The sequence below is a fragment of the Defluviimonas salinarum genome, from assembly GCF_026013545.1.
In the GTDB taxonomy this organism is placed as follows: domain Bacteria; phylum Pseudomonadota; class Alphaproteobacteria; order Rhodobacterales; family Rhodobacteraceae; genus Albidovulum; species Albidovulum salinarum.
Genome location: NZ_JAPDOG010000009.1, coordinates 39,643 through 56,849 on the forward strand (window position 1 = coordinate 39,643; position 17,207 = coordinate 56,849).

Sequence of the window (17,207 nt, forward strand, 5' to 3'; positions counted from 1 at the left end):
CACAAGCGCGTCATCGTCCGGAACCGAACGCGAGGGGTTCGCAAAGGGCCGCCTCGGGGGCCGTCGAGGCCCCGCTCGGCGGCGCTGCCGCGCGTCGGGCATGAGAGGTGGCCGCGTCGGGCGGCGGTGTGCTCAGGCGTCACTGGCTGCCTTCTCATCGACTTCAGGCATCGTCCACGATCCTGAGCGCTAAAGCGCCCGACACTTCAAGGTCGCGGATCGCGACGACGATCGCGGTCATGGCGCCTTCCGCATCCTTTTCGCGGATCGCTCCGCGTTCGGCCATTTCCTCGCGCAGCGAGGCCGCCATGCGCTGGGACATGTTCGCGAGGATGAACTCGGCCGCCGCGGCGTCGTCGGGCGTCTTCGCGCCGGCGAGCGCCGCGACCAGTGTCGTCTGGTCAACGCCCCGGATCACCTTCGAAATGTCGCGCGCCTCGATCCGGGCGGGGATGTCGGCGAAGGTGAAGATCGACCGCCGCACCTGTGCGGCGAAGTCCGAATCCGCGGCCGTCAAGCCTTCGAGCACGTCATCCCGGGTCGCGGCGGGCGAGAGGTTGAGGATCGCGCCGACGCGCTCGTGCGGACCGGTCTCGAAGGCGCAGACCGGCTGCGCCTCGAGCTGGGAAACGAGCGAAAGGCCGATCTGGCGCACCGTCTCGGGGTCGATGTTGCCGGTCCGGCTGACCGCGTAGGCGATGCGCCGTGCCCGGTCGCCGGGCAGCTTGCCGAGGAGTTCGGCGGCCCGGGGCACGGCGAGTTTCGACAGCATCACCGCGCCGACCTCGACGCTTTCCTCGGTCAGCACCAGCATGAGCTTCTCGGGATCGAGCGCCGCGATCCGGTCCCAGGGATCGGCCTTGGCCGAGGCGCCGGCGAGGCGGCGGAGGCGGCTCGCCGCTGTGGCCGAGATGTGGCCGTCGAGCATCTGGAGCGCGCCGTCGATGCCGCCGGGGAAACTGAGGCCGACCGAATCGAGGAGCGTGATGAACTCCTCCACCACGGCCCTGAGCGTCGCGCGGTCGACGCTGCGCATGGAGCCGATCTGTTCGGTCAGCGCGGCCTGCAGGTGGTCCGGAAGGCCGCGGATCGGCACGTCGCCGCCTTCGCTGAGAAGGAGCCGCACGATGATCGCGGCCTTCTGGCGCCCACTCATCGCGAGCACGGGGGGCGCGAGCGGGGCAGACGGCGCGCCCGTCGCCGGACGGCCGTTCCGCAGCGGCAGATTCGCGAGTGCTGTCATGGCCTTGCCTTCCGGACCGGGTTCGGGGCAAGGGTCGCAGAAAGCCGTTAACGGGGGCTTACCGCTTTCGGGAAGTCAGCTTCCGACCGTGATGCAGCTCTGGGTGGCGGCGTCCCAGGTCTTGCCGTCGGCGCAGCTGACCTGCGCCTGGCGGTCGCTGTGGCCGCATCCGCCGGAGCCGGCGAGAGCCGGGGTGAGGGACGCGGCGAGTGCGGTCGCCGTGACGATGGCTTTGAGTAGCATGGCATCCTCCATCCTGTCGGGGCCGATTGTGCCAGCCGCGTCGGGGTCGGGGCAAATCAAACATCCGCCCCGGGCCCGATCTCACGGGATCGTGAGGCGGCGTCAGTCCCCGAACACCCGGGCGAAGATCGTGTCGACGTGCTTGGTGTGATAGCCGAGGTCGAACTTCTCCTCGATCTCGGCGGGCGAGAGGGCGGCGGTCACCTCGGCGTCGGCGAGAAGCTCCTCCTTGAAGTCGGCGCCCATCTCCCAGACCTTCATCGCGTTCCTTTGCACGAGGCGGTAGGCGTCCTCGCGGCTCACGCCCGCTTGCGTCAGCGCGAGGAGCACGCGCTGGCTCATCACCAGGCCTTTGAACTTGTTCATGTTGGCGAGCATGTTCTCGGGGTAGACGACGAGCTTCTCGACCACGCCGGCAAGCCGGTTCAGCGCGAAGTCGAGCGTGACCGTCGCGTCCGGCGCGATGCCGCGCTCGACCGAGGAATGCGAGATGTCGCGCTCGTGCCAGAGGGCCACGTTCTCCATCGCCGGGATCACCGCCATGCGGACGAGGCGGGCGAGGCCGGTGAGGTTCTCGGTCAGCACGGGGTTGCGCTTGTGCGGCATCGCCGAGGAGCCCTTCTGGCCGGGGGAGAAGAACTCCTCGGCCTCCAGCACCTCGGTGCGCTGCATGTGGCGGATCTCGGTGGCGATGTTCTCGATGCTGGACGCGATGACGCCGAGGGTGGCGAAGAACATGGCGTGGCGGTCGCGCGGGATCACCTGCGTCGAGATCGGCTCGGGGCGGAGGCCGAGCTTCTCGCAGACATGCTCCTCGACCGCGGGGTCGATATTGGCGAAGGTGCCCACGGCGCCGGAGATGGCGCCGGTGGCAACCTCCCAGCGGGCCTTTTCGAGCCGGTTCTTGTTGCGGTCCATCTCGGCGTAGAAGCGCGCGAAGGTGAGGCCCATCGTCGTGGGCTCGGCATGGATGCCGTGGGAGCGGCCAATGCGGACGGTGTCCTTGTGCTCGAAAGCGCGTTTCTTGAGCGCGGCGAGCACCTTGTCCATGTCGGCCAGAAGGATGTCGGCGGCGCGGACGAGCTGGATGTTGAGCGTGGTGTCGAGGACGTCTGACGAGGTCATGCCCTGGTGGACGAAGCGGGCGTCCTCGGACCCGATATGCTCGGCGAGATGGGTGAGGAAGGCGATGACGTCGTGCTTGGTGACGGCCTCGATCTCGTCGATGCGGGCGACGTCGAACTCGACGTCCTTGGCGCGCCAGACCGCCTCGGCATTGGCCTTCGGGATCACGCCCAGAGCCGCCTGCGCGTCGCAGGCATGCGCCTCGATCTCGTACCAGATCCGGAACTTGGTTTCGGGCGACCAGATGGCGACCATTTCGGGGCGGGCATAGCGAGGGATCATCCGGGTGGCCTTTTTCTTTGTGAGACGGGCGCGGTTGTCCTAGACTGGTAGGGCTCGGGTGGCAAGAAGGGGCGCGGGTGATGCTGCGTTTGCTCCTTTCGGAATGCATGGCTCGCGGTTCTTGCGGTCGCGGCCGTGGTACGGGAGCGGCCAATGTTATCCCCCGTCGGACTTTCGGAAGCGCCAACCGAGCAAAGCCCGCACCTGTTGGATGGCGCAAGTCGATCGTTCCGCGAAGACCGTGGCACGATGTCCAGCGCCGGTGCGGCATGGAGAGAGGGTTGCAGGTCGGTCGGGAACGACCGGACTTGTTAGGCCTGTATGCCCTCGAAATCGTGGAACTGTCGCATGCTGAAGCGGCCGACAGTGAGCGGCCGGCCGCAGATTACTAGTAGCGGCGGGTGGTTAACGGTAAGGGAGTATTGAGAGAAATGAGCTTCATTCCAAAACTAACTGATTTCACAGGAGAATGGCAGGTCGGCCGTGTGATCCAGGATCGGCTTGGCCACGCCGAGGGGCGGTTCGAGGGGCGGGCATTCTTCCGCCCGGTCGAGATCGGCCTTGCCTATCACGAGGAGGGCGAACTTCGGCTCGGGCCGGGGCCGTCGATGACGGCCATTCGGGATTATCTCTGGCGCACCGATGGCGAGCGGATCGCTGTCGATCATGGCGACGGCAAGCCGTTCCATGCCTTCGATCCGGCCTTTCCCGAGGCGCATCATCTCTGCTCGCCGGACGACTACCGGGTGCATTACGACTTCTGTGACTGGCCGGACTGGCGGGCGGTCTGGGTGGTGATGGGACCGCGCAAGGACTACACGATGATCAGCCGCTATTCGCGGGCCTGAAACGTCGTAGATTGCGAATCTATTCGACCGGGACCAGCCGGGTCTCGATCCGGGAGTTGTGTTCGAGCGTCCGGTGCACCGGGCATTTGTCGGCGATCTCCAGAAGCTTTGCACGCTGATCCTCGTCCAGATCGCCCTCGAGCGTGATCGCGCGAAGGAAGCGGTCGATCCGGGCACCCTTCTCGCAATCGGCGCAGTCCTCGGCATGGACCTTGTCGTGGCTGACATCGACCCGGACATGGGCGAGCGGCCACTTCTTGCGCCGTGCATACATGCGGATCGTCATCGAGGTACAGGCACCGAGCCCGGCAGCAAGGAACCCGTAGGGCGTCATGCCCCGGTCGGTGCCGCCATAGTTTTCGGGCTCGTCGGCGAGCGTGTGGTGGCGCGGCCCGTGATTGACGTTCTGCAGGAAGCCCTCGGGATCGGCCTCAGATACGCGCACGATCCCTTCGGGCGCGCCCTTTGGCGGCTCGGGGGCCTTAAGGTCGAGATAGCGCGCAGCCCACGCGGCGATCACTTCGGCGGCGTAGTCGGCATCTTCCGTGCGGCTTATCAGGTGGTCGGCATCGTCGAGGGTGACGAAGCTCTTGGGGTGCTTGGCTGCCTTGAAGATCTCGGCCGCGTTCTCGATGCCGACGATCGCGTCGCGCGGTGCGTGCAGCACGAGGAGCGCGCGCCGGAGGTTGGCGATGGGGGCGGAAAGCTCTTCGGCCCTCACCTCGCGCACGAAGTCGCGGCCGATGCGGATCGGGCGGCCGCCGAGATCGACCTCGGCTGCGCCCTCCGCTTCGATCCGGTCGAGGGCGCCGGCGAAATTGTGGGTGACGTGACCCGGATCGTAGGGCGCGCCGATGGTGACGATGGCGCGGGCGCTGCCGATCCCGCCCGCCGCCTTCAGGACCGCGGCGCCGCCGAGCGAATGGCCGATGAGGAGCGCGGGCGCCATGCCGCGGGCGGCGAGGTAGTCGGCGGCGGCCTTCAGATCGGCGGCGTTCGAGAGAAAGCCCGTCGCCGCGAAATCGCCCTCGGACTGGCCGAGCCCGGTGAAATCGAAGCGCAAGGTGGCGATCCCCCTTGCCGCGAGCGCCCCGGCGATGCGGCGGGCGGCGACGACGTCCTTGCCGCAGGTGAAGCAATGCGCAAAGAGCGCGGTCGCGAGATGCGACCCCTCTGGCAGGTCGAGCCGGGCCGACAGGTCCGTGCCGGAATGGCCGGGAAAGGTGATCCGTTCGGTTGCCATGGTCGTGTCCTCTCTCCGCGATCCGGTCAAGACTGGGGGCGCGGGTCCGGCGCGGCAAGGGTTGGCGGCGGCATGTCACGGACAGGTGAGGGAACGTCAGCGGGTGCGGTTGGAGAAAATCATCACTTATCGTGATCTTTAAAATCAATTACATTCGTTTTTATTATGGTTTGGGAGTGCCTACTTTCCTGGCAAGACGAAGCGAAAGGAGGCAACCCATGAAGAGCACGATACATGGCGCGCGGCACCATATCATCGATCGGCGCAAGAGGACCGACCCTATCGTGGGCGTGATCGTCCTCGCCGCCCTCGGGGTGTTCGTGCTTCTGCTTTCCGAAGGCGATTCGGACCGGCGCGGCAGCGGAGACCCCGCGGTCGGCGGGATCTCCGAGGACTGGCACGGCAATGTCCGGCGCTCGAACTGGCCGGAAGACTGAGCGTTCGGCCGGGCAGCGATTTTCGGCGAAAAATCGGGGCTGGTTCAGGCCAGCCCCATGAGCCGTTCGTCGAAGGGGTATTTCGTCAGGTTCTCGTACCCCGTCTCGGTGATCAGCACCTGGTCCTCGAGCTTGATCGAGAAATCACCGTCCTCGGGCGAGACCAGCGCCTCGACGCAGAGCACCATGCCGGGCTCGATCACATAGTCGAAGGCGCCGTCGACCCAGGCATCGGGGTAGGAGACAAGCGGCCACTCGTCGCAAAGCCCGACCCCGTGCATCTTGCAGCCGTATTTCTGCTTCTGGAACTGCTCGTCGAGGTGGTGGCCGCCGAAGGTCAGTTCCTTCAGCGAGACGCCGGGCTTCAGCATCTCCATGTTGGTCATGATGTGCTCGTGCGCGTGGCGCATGGCATAGATCATCGCGTTGGTGGGCTTGGCGTCGCCGACCCACCAGGTGCGTGAGATGTCGATGCAGATGCCGTAGGAGCCGATGAGGTCAGTGTCGAAGGCAACGATCTCGTTCGGCTGGATGAGGCGGGGGCCGCATTCCTGGAACCAGGGGTTGGTGCGGGGCCCGGAGGCGAGGAGACGGGTCTCGATCCATTCGCCACCGCGCCTGATGTTCTCTGCGTGAAGCACGGCCCAGACGTCGTCCTCGCTCATCTTGCCGCCGGGCACGCCCTCGCGGCAGGCGCGCTCCATCTCGGCCACCGCCTTCTCGCAGGCGTCATGGGCGCAGCGCATCGCGAGGATCTCGTCGATGCCCTTGATGGCGCGGGTCTTCTCGGTCGCTTCCTCGCCTTCCATGACCTCGAAGCCCTGGCTTTCGAGAGCGCGGAGCCCGTGCAGCATGATCTTGTCGACGCCGAGCCGGGTGTTGGCGCCGCCATGCGCGGCGATCAGGTCCTTCACCTCGGCGGCGAAGCGGCGGGCGGCGTCGCCGGCCTTGTCGCCGCGGTCGAAGTAGAAGAAATCCGCCCCGGACCGCTGCTCGCGGACGAGCGGATTGAACTCGGAGAGGAAGGGTGACTGCTTGTAGTCCCACATCACCATGTAGCCGTCGGCACAGAGAAGAAGCGCGCGGAACGGGTTGTGGGTGTTCCAGAGCTGCATGTTGGTCGAGTCGGTCGCGTAGCGGATGTTCAGGGGGTCGAACATCAGAAGGCCGCCCCAGCCACGATCGACGACCGCCTTCGTCAGGCGCTTCCAGCGATGCTCGCGCATCCGTTCGAGATTGGGCAGCGTGAGCCCGGCGGCTTCCCATTCGCGAAAGGCGAGTTGCGTCGGGCCGATCTCGACGCGGTTGTTGTCGTTCGGGGTGCCGTCGCCGAGCGTGGAGCCCTTCGAGGGATCGATCTTGCGGATGTCGCGGTAGTGAGTGTCCATGGAAGCCTCCGGTTTCAGCGGGCAGGATGGAAGCGGTTCCCGCCGCCGTCCCCCCCGATTGCGACGCGGGGACGGTCAGATTCCGCCCTTTCGCGGCGCGGATTCCCGCTGCGTCGCCCCCCCGTGCCAGCCTCGCCCAACGCTCATGCGCCGAAAATGGCCGATGGAACCGCCAGTCACGCGCAAGCGTGCAAGAATCGGTCGGGTTTCGCTATCCTTCCGCCGTCGCCTCCGGGCGCGAACAGGGTGCCCCGAGACGATCTTTCCACAATCGTTCAAGGAGGGGGCTTTCGCGATGCATGTCATGTTACGCAGCTATGCCGGCAAGGGCGTGGAGGAGCTGACGAAGCTCCTCATCTCGCGCCGGAGCGAGGTCGAGAAGCTCATCTCGGGCGTGCCCGGCTTCGTCAGCTACGATCTGGTCGAGACGAAGGACGGATGTTTCACCGTGACGGTCTGCACCGACAAGGCGGGGACCGACAAGAGCCTCGCCGTGGCGAAGGAGTGGCTGAAGGCCAATGCCGCGCATATCAGCGCGGCGGCGCCGACCGTGTCGGAAGGCAAGGCCCACATCCACATCGGCGCGAAAGCGGGCGCACACGCCTGAAGCTGTCGCTAGAGGGAAAAGAAAAAGGGCCCCGGATCGGGGCCCTTTCCATGCCGGGCAATGCCTCAGCAGCTGTAGTACATCTGGTACTCGATCGGGTGGGGCGTATGCTCGTAGGCATAGACCTCTTCCCACTTGAGCGCCATGTAGCCGTCGATCTGGTCCTTGGTGAACACGTCGCCCGCGAGCAGGAAGCCGTGGTCGGCTTCGAGCGCCTCGAGCGCCTCACGCAAGCTGCCGCAGACGGTCGGGATGCCCGCCAGTTCTTCCGGCGGCAGATCGTAGAGGTCCTTGTCCGAAGCCGGACCCGGATCGATCTTGTTCTTGATGCCGTCGAGGCCGGCCATCAGAAGCGCCGCGAAGGCGAGGTAGGGGTTCGCCGCCGGATCGGGGAAACGGGCCTCGACGCGCTTGGCTTTCGGGCTTTCGGTCCACGGGATCCGGACGCAGCCCGAGCGGTTGCGGGCGGAGTAGGCGCGCAGGACCGGTGCCTCGAAGCCCGGGATCAGGCGCTTGTAGGAGTTTGTCGACGGGTTGGTGAACGCGTTCAAGGTCTTCGCGTGCTTCAGGATGCCGCCGATGAACCAGAGCGCTTCCTGGCTGAGGTCGGCATACTTGTCGCCGGCGAACAAGGGCTTGCCGCCCTTCCAGATCGACATGTTGACATGCATCCCCGAGCCGTTGTCGCCTTTCATCGGCTTCGGCATGAAGGTCACCGACTTGCCGTAGGCGGCGGCGACGTTGTGGATGACGTACTTGTACTTCTGGATGTTGTCGGCCTGCTCGACGAGGCCGCCGAAGATGAGGCCAAGCTCGTGCTGGGCGGTCGCCACCTCGTGGTGGTGCTTGTCGACCTTCATGCCCATGCGCTTCATGGTCGAGAGCATCTCGCCGCGCAGGTCTTGGGAGGCGTCGATCGGGTTGACCGGGAAGTAGCCGCCCTTGTGGAGCGCGCGGTGCGCCTGGTTGCCCATCTCGTATTCGGTGTCGGTGTTCCAGGCCGCGTCATGGCTGTCGATCTGGTAGGACACCTTCTGCGGCGAGACCGAATAGCGGACGTCGTCGAAGATGAAGAACTCGGCCTCGGGGCCGAAATAGGCGGTGTCGCCGATGCCGGTGGACTTGAGGTAAGCCTCGGCCTTGGCGGCGGTGCCGCGCGGGTCGCGGGAATAGGGCTCGCCGGTATCGGGCTCGGCGACGTTGCAGTGGATGCAGAGCGTCTTTTCCGCGTAGAATGGATCGATGTAGATCGAGGACGTGTCCGGGATCAGCTTCATGTCGGACTGGTCGATCGACTTCCAGCCGGCGATCGAAGAGCCGTCGAACATGAAGCCTTCCTCGAAGAAGTCCTCGTCGATGATGTCGACGATCAGCGTCACGTGCTGCAGCTTGCCCTTGGGGTCGGTGAAGCGGACATCGACGTATTCGATTTCCTCGTCCTTGATGAGCTTGAGAACGTCCTTGGCGCTCATGTCTCTTCCTTTCGGTTGGGTGTTGCGGGGCCGGGCGCAGGGCGGGATCAGGCCCTTCCTGCGCTCCGGGGTATCAGATCGCGTCCTCGCCGGTCTCGCCGGTGCGGATGCGGATGACCTGTTCTACGGGGGTGACGAAGATCTTGCCGTCGCCGATCTTGTCGGTGCGCGCGGCCGAGATGATCGCCTCGATCGCGGCCTCGACCATGTCGTCGGAGAGCACGACCTCGATCTTCACCTTGGGCAGGAAGTCGACGACGTATTCGGCGCCGCGGTAGAGCTCGGTATGGCCCTTCTGGCGGCCGAAGCCCTTGACCTCGATGACGCTGAGCCCCTGGACGCCGACATCCTGAAGCGCCTCCTTCACCTCGTCGAGCTTGAAGGGCTTGATGATGGCTTCGATCTTCTTCATGGGCCGACTCTCCCCGGGGTAATTTCCTGCGGTCGGGCCCCTGTCACCACTTCCGCCGGGCCGGCACAATTGGCTAGGCTCCGCTCGGGGTCTGAGCGTCGGGGATTCCTGCGTTGCTGCCCAAAATTTGAGCATTTCGCCCGGATCGCGGGCAGTTTGCGAACATCGAGGTTTGAGCATGACCGAACTCCTCACCGCCGCGCAGATGCGCGCCATCGAACAGGCGGCGATCGCCTCGGGCGAAGTGACCGGGCTGGAGCTGATGGAACGCGCCGGGCGCGGCGTCGTCGAGGCGATCTTCGAGGAATGGCCGGAGCTAGCGAAGACCTCCCACCGGGCGGTGGTGCTCTGCGGCCCGGGCAACAACGGCGGCGATGGGTTTGTCGTCGCGCGGCGGCTGCTAGACAAGGGCTGGGAGGTGGAGGTGTACCTCTACGGCGACCCCGCGAAGCTGCCACCGGATGCGCGGCGGAATTATGACGTGTGGGTCAGCATGGGCGAAGTGCTGAATCTGAAGTCCGACGCCGTCGCGGCAGGCGCGCGTCCTGTGCTTCTGGTTGATGCAATGTTCGGCACGGGTTTGCGCCGCGCGATCCCGCTCGATCTCGCCGAGGCTCACCATGCAATCGAGAAACGTGCCGTGGGAGAGCGCCATCCATGGCTGGTTCCTTTCCACCGGGTGGCTGTGGACTGCCCGTCGGGTTTGGACTGCGACAGTGGCAAGTTTCTTATTCCGCCACCGCCAGCTGTAGATGAGGACGATGAAGACGCGGAGAAATGGAGCGAATGGTGGCTCAACGACGCGTCGAAAAGGCTCTTGAGAACCAATCTGACGGTCACCTTTCATCGGCGGAAAATCGGCCATTCGCTGAGCGATGTTTGCGGGCCAGTGCGCGTTGTCGACATCGGGCTGGGACGCGAAGACCGGCATCCAAGCCATCTCATGCTTCCGCGCAGTTCGGATCAGGTGATCGCGCTTGATTTTGACAGGCCTGCGGGACACAGGAGAGTAGTCTGGCCCGCCTCCGAATTGTTCAAACGAACGTTTATGGCTCGTCATAAGTATGACTATGGCCACGCGCTGGTCCTCTCTGGCGGTACGGGCAGGGGCGGGGCCGCGCGCCTCGCCGTGCGGGGGGCGCTCAGAATCGGGGCGGGGCTGGTCACCGTGGGATGCCCGCCTGAGGCGCTGACGGAGAATGCCGCGCGGCTCGATGCGGTGATGCTGAAGCCCGTCGCCGATGCCGATGCGTTTGGGGTTGTGCTTGAGGACGAGCGGATCAACGCGCTCTGCCTCGGGCCGGGGCTCGGGACCGGGGCGCGGGAGGTGGCGCTGGTGGCGGCGGCGCTCGGCGTTGGCGCCCATGTCCCCCCACCCCCATCCCCTCCCCACGAGGGGGAGGGGAGCTGCGGTGAGGCTGGTGGTGCGACCGGGGTGGAGGCGCTTCCCCTCCCCCTCGTGGGGAGGGGAGAGGGGCGGGGGGCCGCGCGTGCCGTCGTCCTCGACGCCGACGCGCTGACGATCCTCGCTTGCGAACCTGGCCTTTTTGCCGCGCTCCACGACCGTTGCGTCCTCACCCCCCATGCCGGCGAGTTTGCCCGGCTCTTCCCCGACATCGCGGAGAAGCTCGCGGAACCGGCAACGAAAGGCCCCGCCTATTCCAAGGTCGACGCGACGCGCGAGGCGGCGGCGCGGGCGGGTTGTGTGGTGCTTTTCAAGGGGCCGGACACGGTGATCGCGGATCCGTCCGGGCGCTGTTCCATCAACTCGGCGCACTATGACCGCGCGGCACCCTGGCTCGCGACGGCGGGATCGGGCGACGTGCTCGCGGGGTTCATCGCCGGGCTTCTGGCGCGCGGCTTGGCGCCGATGCCGGCGGCGGAGGCTGCCGCCTGGCTCCACGTCGAATGCGCGCGGAAGTTCGGGCCCGGCCTCATCGCCGAGGACCTGCCCGAAGAGCTTCCGGCGGTGTTCCGCGATCTCGGGCTCTGACGGATGGATTTCCGTTGATCCGAAGCGACCCGGCTGGGCGAAACCATCGGCCGGCCGAACTGGCGCGGTGATACTTTTCCGCTCGCATCGCCCAAGGACTCTTGCTAGAAGGGCGCCGATTTCGGGGGCGGTTCCGGTCGGGGCCGCTCTGGGGTATTGCGGGTGTGGCGAAACTGGCAGACGCACCAGATTTAGGTTCTGGCGCCGCAAGGCGTGGGGGTTCAAGTCCCTCCACCCGCACCATGAGGAAAAGGACGAAGGAATGCAGGTCACCGAGACCCTGAAAGACGGCCTGAAGCGCAGCTACACGATCACCGTGCCGGCCGCCGATCTGGACGCGAAAGTGAACGAGAAGCTCATCGAGGCGCAGCCGGAAGTCGAGATGAAGGGCTTCCGCAAGGGCAAGGTGCCGATGGCGCTTCTGAAGAAGCAGTTCGGCCAGCGCATCCTCGGCGATGCGATGCAGGACGCGATCGACGGCGCGATGAAGTCGCATTTCGAGGCCACCGGCGACCGTCCGGCGCTGCAGCCCAAGGTCGAGATGCAGGGCGGCGAGAACTGGAAAGAGGGCGACGATGTCGTGGTCGAGATGTCCTACGAGGCGCTGCCGGAGATCCCGGAGGTCGACACCTCGGCGCTGACGCTTGAGAAGCTCGTCGTGAAGGCCGATGAAGCCGCCGTGACCGAGGCGCTCGAGAACCTCGCGAAGTCGGCTAAGAACTTCGAGGACCGCAAGAAGGGCACCAAGGCCAAGGACGGCGACCAGGTCGTGATCGACTTCGTCGGCAAGATCGACGGCGAGGCCTTCGAGGGCGGCGCGGGCGAGGACTACCCGCTCGAGCTCGGCTCGGGCTCGTTCATCCCCGGTTTCGAGGACCAGCTGGTCGGCGCCAAGGCCGGTGACGAGGTCGCGGTGAAGGTCTCCTTCCCGGCGGAATACGGTGCAAAGCACCTTGCGGGCAAGGAAGCGGTCTTCGACTGCACGGTGAAGGCCGTGAAGGCGCCGAAGCCGGCCGAAATCGACGACGAGCTGGCCAAGCAGTTCGGGGCCGAGAGCCTCGAGGCGCTGAAGGGCCAGATCAGCGAGCGGCTGGAAGCCGAGTACCACGGCGCGGCTCGCGCGGTGATGAAGCGGGGGCTGCTTGACGCGCTCGACAAGCTGGTGAAGTTCGACCTGCCGCCGAGCCTCGTCGAGGCCGAGGCCGGCCAGATCGCCCACCAGCTCTGGCATGACGAGAACCCGGACGTGCACCACCACGACCACGGTTCGATCGAGCCGACCGAGGAGCATAAGGCCCTCGCCGAGCGCCGCGTGCGCCTCGGTCTCCTGCTGGCCGAGATCGGCCGCAAGGAGAAGGTCGAGGTCAGTGACTCCGAGATGACCCAGGCGGTGATGATGCAGGCGCGGCAGTATCCGGGCCAGGAGCGCGCGTTCTTCGAATTCGTGCAGAAGAACCCGCAGATGCAGCAGCAGCTGCGCGCGCCGATCTTCGAGGACAAGGTCGTCGACCTCGTCGTCTCGGGTGCGAAGGTGACCGAGAAGGAAGTCTCCAAGGACGATCTGCAGAAGGCGGTCGAGGCGCTCGACGAGCTCTGATCGGCATCCGATTGGAAACACCGAAGGCCGCGCGATCCGCGCGGCCTTTTTCGTTGCAAGCGGCCGTCTACTGGATCGAGGCGGGGGCGAGCGCGCGGGTGATGCTCGCCTCGCCGCGGCCGTGGAACTGCGGGTCGTAGAACAGGAGCGTGTCCTGCCGCGCGGTCGAGAGGAGCTGGTTCGCGATCTGGGTTTCGCTGGCGGACTTGAACTTGCTCGACAGCACCGCCGCATAGCCGCTTATAATCGGCGCCGCGAACGAGGTGCCGGCAAGCCCTGTCGTGGAGCTGTCGACGCCGACCACGAGGAACTGGTTCTGGATCGTCGTGTTGGCGCCCGGGTAGTTCGAATAGCTGGCGAGCAGGGCCGGGGCGCTCACCGTGCCGTTCCAGTCGGTCGCGCCGACGAAGATCGCCGATTGCGTGCCGACGAGGCCGAGCGAGAGGAAGTCCTGGCTGCCGTCGGCGAGGACGGAGCCGATCGGCAGGCCGTTATTGCCGGCGGATTTCGAAATGACCGCAGTGCCGTTCCGGGCCGCGTCGATGATCGACTTCTCCTGCGGATAGGCGTTTTCCCAGCCGGTGCTGTAGAGGCTGGCCAGTTCCTGGAACCCGTAGCTGGCGTTGATCACGTTCATGCCGGACCGGAGCGTGACCGCGGACTCGACGGTGAATTCGTCGGCGAAGGTCAACGCCTCGGGGGCAATCATCCCTGCCTGCTTCAGCGTCCACTCGCCGTGGCGCTTGCGGCTGATGCCGTCACCGAGGTTCCCGAAGCCCTTGCTGCGGCTGTTGAAGTCGTCGACGACGGTGATCGACACGTCCTGGCCGAGGAAGCCCGCGTCCCAGGCGGCCTGGATCTCGGGGCTCATCCAGGAATAGTAGGTGGGCGCGCTGGGCGTTCCGCCGTCGTTGCCGCCCGGCTTGCCCTTGTCTCCCCTCGCGTGGAGGAAGAGGTCGGGTTCGTCCGCCGTGGCGGGGTTGATCGGGGCGGTCACGGCAATCAGGCTGGCCGCGACGAAACTCAGGAGGGTACCGTTGAAACGCAAGGATCCGTCTCCTTTCGGTCAAGGAGCGGCCCTGGCGCCGGGCTGGCCGGTGGGGCCGCTGGGCAAAGGTTTCTGGTGTCTGATGTGACATTGTGGGTGAAGCCGGTCCGGACCTGTCAAAGAAATTGCGCGCTTTGCCGTCTCGGGCCGGAGATTGGCGCTCCGGGCAACGTCGTTGTTCTGATTTTGTGATCAATCCTCGTAACGCAGTGAACTTGTTGAGTTAGAACGAGAGCCGGTAGCGTAGAATCAGCTCGAATCGGTCGGCCGGTTTCTCATGGACGAGATAGGCCAGGGTTTCTTCCGGCGGCAAAACCGAGGCCGCGAGCCGGCAGTTGACGGTCTGCGTCCCGCCGATCGCGCCGTAATCGGCGGTACAGGTACCCTCGTTGAAAGCGCCCCCGATCACCGTGGTCGCCGAGAGCGAAAGCATCCCGTTCCGCGAGACGGGCTGCAGCACGATCAGGCCGAGCTTCAGGCTCGGTTCGATCTCGTACTTTGGGCCGCGCTCGCCGGTGCCGAAGCCCCAATAGACGCCGAAGTTCTGGCTCACTTGCGTGACCCAGGTGAGGCGGAGGTCGGTCCAGCTGCTTGAATACCAGTCCGAGAACGCGACCGGTGAGCCGTCCGAGAGTTCGTACCCGCCGGTTCCGAGCTGTCGCGCAATGTCGCTCAGGCTCGTGCCTGCGCGCGCGTCGACGAGCTGCGTCATCTCCCAGAACTGCTGCGGCATGGCTTTGTGAGGGATGAGCGCCATCACGAGGCACATCGCTCCGGCGAGGCCGGGGCTTGACTTGCGACGGTCCGCGCACGGATCGCCGGCACTCCGACGGGTTCGAGCGTTCATCCTCCGCCCCGCAGCCCAAGCCCCCGGTATCGCCCCGGTCCGCGCGGAGCGGCCGGGGCGGCACGAGTGTAGGTTGCAGCGGCAATGTGGCGGGCATGAGGCGTCCGGCTGCCGGGCGCCTGCCGATCTTCGAGGGCCGCGGTGTCAGGCCGCGGCCGATTCCGCGTTCAGCTTGCGCTGCTTGAGGAAGGTGAACAGGCCGAAGGGCGCGATGTCTTGCACGCTGACGGTTTCGAGGGCGTCGGCGCCGAGCACCCGTTCCATCGCGAAATCCGAATGCCAGCCGATGATATGTGCGAGCGGGGCGAAGAGCCGCTCGATCGCGGCGAGCACGCCCTTGTCGCGCGCGAAGTGGTTGACGATCAGCACCTCGCCACCCGGTTTGCAGACCCGCGCCATCTCCGCCAGCACGCGTTCAGGCTCGGGCACGACGGAGACGAGGTACATCGCCACGACGGTGTCGAAATGGTCGTCGGGGAAGGAGAGTGTGCGGGCGTCCATCTCGGAGATCCGGGTGACATGGGTCAGCCCCTTCTCGGCGACTTTCTGGCGCGCCTTGTCGAGCATGTCGGGCGAGACGTCGATGCCCATCACCTCGAGATGGCGGCCGTAGCGGTGCAGCGACAGGCCGGTGCCGACGCCGATCTCGAGCACTCGGCCCGAGCGCGTGTTGACATAGTCGACCGTGCGACGGCGACCGGCACGGGTGATCGCACCGAAGGTGTAATCGTAGATCGGGGCCCAGTACTTGTACGAGGTTTTTACGGCGGCGAGTTCCAATTCCTGTCCTTTCCTGTGGCCGGAGGCGGCGGTGTCAGCCTCGCCCGTGCCGGAATACCTTGTAGAACGAATGTAACAGCGAGAGGCCGTAGACAGCCGTGAGCAGGATCAGCGAGAGCCAGAACCAGGCCAGCAGCGCGCCGATCACCAATGCCGTCGCGATCATGATCCAGCCGGTCTTCGCCTTCGGCACGCGCAGCGACTTCGGCGAGAAGGTCGGCAGTCGGCTGACCATCAGAAGGCCGACGCCGAGGAGATAGCCCCCGGTCAGAAGCGGCGGCGCCGGCTCGGCGCCGGTTTCGAACGCGACGAAGGCTGGCAGGAGCGCCAGCATCGCGCCGGCCGGCGCCGGGACGCCGACGAAATGCGGCGGCGGCTTGATCCCGGTCACGGCAGCCTTGTTCTGCGCCACGTTGAAGCGCGCGAGCCGCATGCAGGTGCAGCTCACATAGACGAGGACGACAATCCAGCTGCCCATCTTTTCGCTCTCGGCAAGCGCGAACTGGTAGACGAGAAGACCTGGCGCGACGCCGAAATTCAGGAAATCGGACAGGGAATCGAGCTGGGCGCCGATCTCGCTCGTGGCCTTCAGGCGGCGGGCGAGAAGCCCGTCGAGCCCGTCGATTACCGCCGAGAAGATAATCAGGATCACCGCGAGCTCAAACTTGCCGGCAAGCACGAAGCGGATCGCGGTGAGACCGGCGCAGAGCCCGATCATCGTCACGAGATTCGGCAGCAGCGCCAGGAAGGGCTGGCTGTCGCTTTCGGGTTCGGGCTGCGGAAGCTCGCTCATCGGTCAGCGTCTCACGCCAAGGCGCGGCGTTTCGGTGGAGATGAGGTCGGCGAGCACGGTCTCTCCGGCGATCGTCGACTGGCCGACCGCGACGAGCGGGGAGACGCCCTCGGGCAGGTAGACGTCGAGCCGCGAACCGAAGCGGATCATGCCGAAGCGCTGGCCGGTTTGGAGCGGCTGGCCCTCGTTCACCTCGCAGACGATGCGGCGGGCGACGAGGCCGGCGATCTGCACGACGCCGATGGCGCGGCCGTCCTCGAGCCGGATTGCGAGGCCGTTCCTTTCGTTGTCGACGCTCGCCTTGTCGAGCGAGGCGTTGAAGAACTTGCCGGGCCGGTAGGCGATCTTCTCCACGCGCCCGGCGATCGGGGTGCGGTTCACATGGCAGTTGAAGACGTTCATGAAGACCGCGACGCGGGTCATCGGCTCGGTGCCGAGGCCGAGTTCCTCGGGCGGGGCGTATTTGCCGATCATCTGCACGATGCCGTCGGCGGGGGAGACGATTAGCCCCTCGCGCACCGGCGTCACCCGCTCGGGGTCGCGGAAGAAGTAGTAGCACCAGACGGTGAGGCCGACCCCGATCCAGCCCAGCGGTTCCGCGATCAGGAAAAGCACGAGCGTCACGGCGGCGAAGATGCCGACGAAGCGGTAGCCCTCCCGGTGCATCGGCTTGATGAAGGTCGAAAGCATGGACATCGGTGGGCTCCTGGCCGGGTATTTCGATGTGGCCGGAGAGCCGGCGCCTTTCTTTAAAACGCATCCCGCTCGGGGTGCAACAGAATGCGAAGCGCCGCGGCGGAGCGTTGCGCAGATTTCATCGGAGTAACAAGTTTCCGTTACGGAAGCGTC

General features: G+C 65.9%; 17 protein-coding genes and 1 tRNA gene. 6 read left to right on the top strand and 12 right to left on the bottom strand.

The genetic code is table 11. The features are described from left to right. Window positions 1-163: 163 nt before the first annotated feature. The 3 genes from OM960_RS11360 to purB all read right to left on the bottom strand — a co-directional run bounded on the left by OM960_RS11360 (window position 164) and on the right by purB (window position 2,893). Window positions 164-1,243: a flagellar motor switch protein FliG gene (locus tag OM960_RS11360; protein WP_264772029.1), complete on the bottom strand. Its 1,080-nt coding sequence runs from the start codon at window positions 1,241-1,243 to the stop codon at window positions 164-166. Between the two features lie 75 nt (window positions 1,244-1,318). Continuing rightward, window positions 1,319-1,486, bottom strand: a complete 168-nt coding sequence (locus OM960_RS11365) for an adenylosuccinate lyase (protein WP_263336464.1) — start codon at window positions 1,484-1,486, stop codon at window positions 1,319-1,321. Between the two features lie 102 nt (window positions 1,487-1,588). After that, window positions 1,589-2,893 carry an adenylosuccinate lyase gene (purB, locus tag OM960_RS11370; RefSeq protein WP_264772030.1) on the bottom strand — a complete coding sequence of 435 codons (1,305 nt, stop codon included), beginning with the start codon at window positions 2,891-2,893 and terminating at the stop codon, window positions 1,589-1,591. A 431-nt stretch (window positions 2,894-3,324) separates the two neighbouring features. Here purB and OM960_RS11375 point away from each other — a divergent pair, with 431 nt between their 5' ends. Next, window positions 3,325-3,741 carry a DUF6314 family protein gene (locus tag OM960_RS11375; protein WP_263336459.1) on the top strand — a complete coding sequence of 139 codons (417 nt, stop codon included), beginning with the start codon at window positions 3,325-3,327 and terminating at the stop codon, window positions 3,739-3,741. Window positions 3,742-3,760: 19 nt separating this feature from the next. Here the strand turns inward: OM960_RS11375 and OM960_RS11380 are convergent, their stop codons facing one another. Then, window positions 3,761-4,984: a bifunctional alpha/beta hydrolase/OsmC family protein gene (locus OM960_RS11380; RefSeq protein WP_264772031.1), complete on the bottom strand. Its 1,224-nt coding sequence runs from the start codon at window positions 4,982-4,984 to the stop codon at window positions 3,761-3,763. Between the two features lie 218 nt (window positions 4,985-5,202). On the opposite strand from OM960_RS11380, the gene OM960_RS11385 reads away from it, so the two are divergent. After that, window positions 5,203-5,421: a hypothetical protein gene (locus OM960_RS11385; protein ID WP_264772032.1), complete on the top strand. Its 219-nt coding sequence runs from the start codon at window positions 5,203-5,205 to the stop codon at window positions 5,419-5,421. 44 nt (window positions 5,422-5,465) lie between these two features. Here the strand turns inward: OM960_RS11385 and dddP are convergent, their stop codons facing one another. Continuing rightward, the gene (gene dddP, locus OM960_RS11390; RefSeq protein ID WP_263336452.1) at window positions 5,466-6,809 is read right to left on the bottom strand and encodes a dimethylsulfonioproprionate lyase DddP; all 1,344 of its coding nucleotides are present in this window, start codon (window positions 6,807-6,809) and stop codon (window positions 5,466-5,468) included. Between the two features lie 304 nt (window positions 6,810-7,113). Between dddP and OM960_RS11395 the strand changes: the two genes are divergently transcribed. Next, window positions 7,114-7,416 carry a hypothetical protein gene (locus OM960_RS11395; protein WP_264772033.1) on the top strand — a complete coding sequence of 101 codons (303 nt, stop codon included), beginning with the start codon at window positions 7,114-7,116 and terminating at the stop codon, window positions 7,414-7,416. 65 nt (window positions 7,417-7,481) lie between these two features. Here OM960_RS11395 and glnA read toward each other — a convergent pair whose 3' ends face one another. Together glnA and OM960_RS11405 are read right to left on the bottom strand one after the other, a co-directional pair. Continuing rightward, complete coding sequence (gene glnA, locus OM960_RS11400) at window positions 7,482-8,888, bottom strand: type I glutamate--ammonia ligase (RefSeq protein WP_263336447.1); 1,407 nt, start codon at window positions 8,886-8,888, stop codon at window positions 7,482-7,484. Window positions 8,889-8,961: 73 nt separating this feature from the next. Further along, a complete protein-coding gene (locus OM960_RS11405; RefSeq protein WP_263336444.1) occupies window positions 8,962-9,300 on the bottom strand; it encodes a P-II family nitrogen regulator in 339 nt (112 codons plus the stop codon). A gap of 178 nt (window positions 9,301-9,478) precedes the next feature. Between OM960_RS11405 and OM960_RS11410 the strand changes: the two genes are divergently transcribed. The 3 genes from OM960_RS11410 to tig all read left to right on the top strand — a co-directional run bounded on the left by OM960_RS11410 (window position 9,479) and on the right by tig (window position 12,890). Next, complete coding sequence (locus OM960_RS11410; RefSeq protein WP_264772034.1) at window positions 9,479-11,293, top strand: NAD(P)H-hydrate epimerase; 1,815 nt, start codon at window positions 9,479-9,481, stop codon at window positions 11,291-11,293. Window positions 11,294-11,451: 158 nt separating this feature from the next. Further along, window positions 11,452-11,536, top strand: a tRNA-Leu gene (locus OM960_RS11415). Window positions 11,537-11,555: 19 nt separating this feature from the next. Beyond that, window positions 11,556-12,890 carry a trigger factor gene (gene tig / locus OM960_RS11420; RefSeq protein ID WP_264772035.1) on the top strand — a complete coding sequence of 445 codons (1,335 nt, stop codon included), beginning with the start codon at window positions 11,556-11,558 and terminating at the stop codon, window positions 12,888-12,890. 67 nt (window positions 12,891-12,957) lie between these two features. Here tig and OM960_RS11425 read toward each other — a convergent pair whose 3' ends face one another. From OM960_RS11425 to OM960_RS11445, 5 genes are all read right to left on the bottom strand, one after another. Continuing rightward, on the bottom strand, window positions 12,958-13,938 hold the full coding sequence (locus OM960_RS11425) for a S8 family serine peptidase (RefSeq protein ID WP_264772036.1): 981 nt from the start codon (window positions 13,936-13,938) through the stop codon (window positions 12,958-12,960). 223 nt (window positions 13,939-14,161) lie between these two features. Then, window positions 14,162-14,671: a hypothetical protein gene (locus OM960_RS11430; RefSeq protein ID WP_264772037.1), complete on the bottom strand. Its 510-nt coding sequence runs from the start codon at window positions 14,669-14,671 to the stop codon at window positions 14,162-14,164. A gap of 258 nt (window positions 14,672-14,929) precedes the next feature. Further along, a complete protein-coding gene (locus OM960_RS11435; RefSeq protein WP_263336434.1) occupies window positions 14,930-15,565 on the bottom strand; it encodes a class I SAM-dependent methyltransferase in 636 nt (211 codons plus the stop codon). 34 nt (window positions 15,566-15,599) lie between these two features. Further along, a complete protein-coding gene (gene pssA / locus OM960_RS11440) occupies window positions 15,600-16,358 on the bottom strand; it encodes a CDP-diacylglycerol--serine O-phosphatidyltransferase (protein ID WP_263336433.1) in 759 nt (252 codons plus the stop codon). Window positions 16,359-16,361: 3 nt separating this feature from the next. Continuing rightward, the gene (locus tag OM960_RS11445) at window positions 16,362-17,054 is read right to left on the bottom strand and encodes a phosphatidylserine decarboxylase (protein ID WP_263336431.1); all 693 of its coding nucleotides are present in this window, start codon (window positions 17,052-17,054) and stop codon (window positions 16,362-16,364) included. Between the last annotated feature and the right edge of the window lie 153 nt (window positions 17,055-17,207).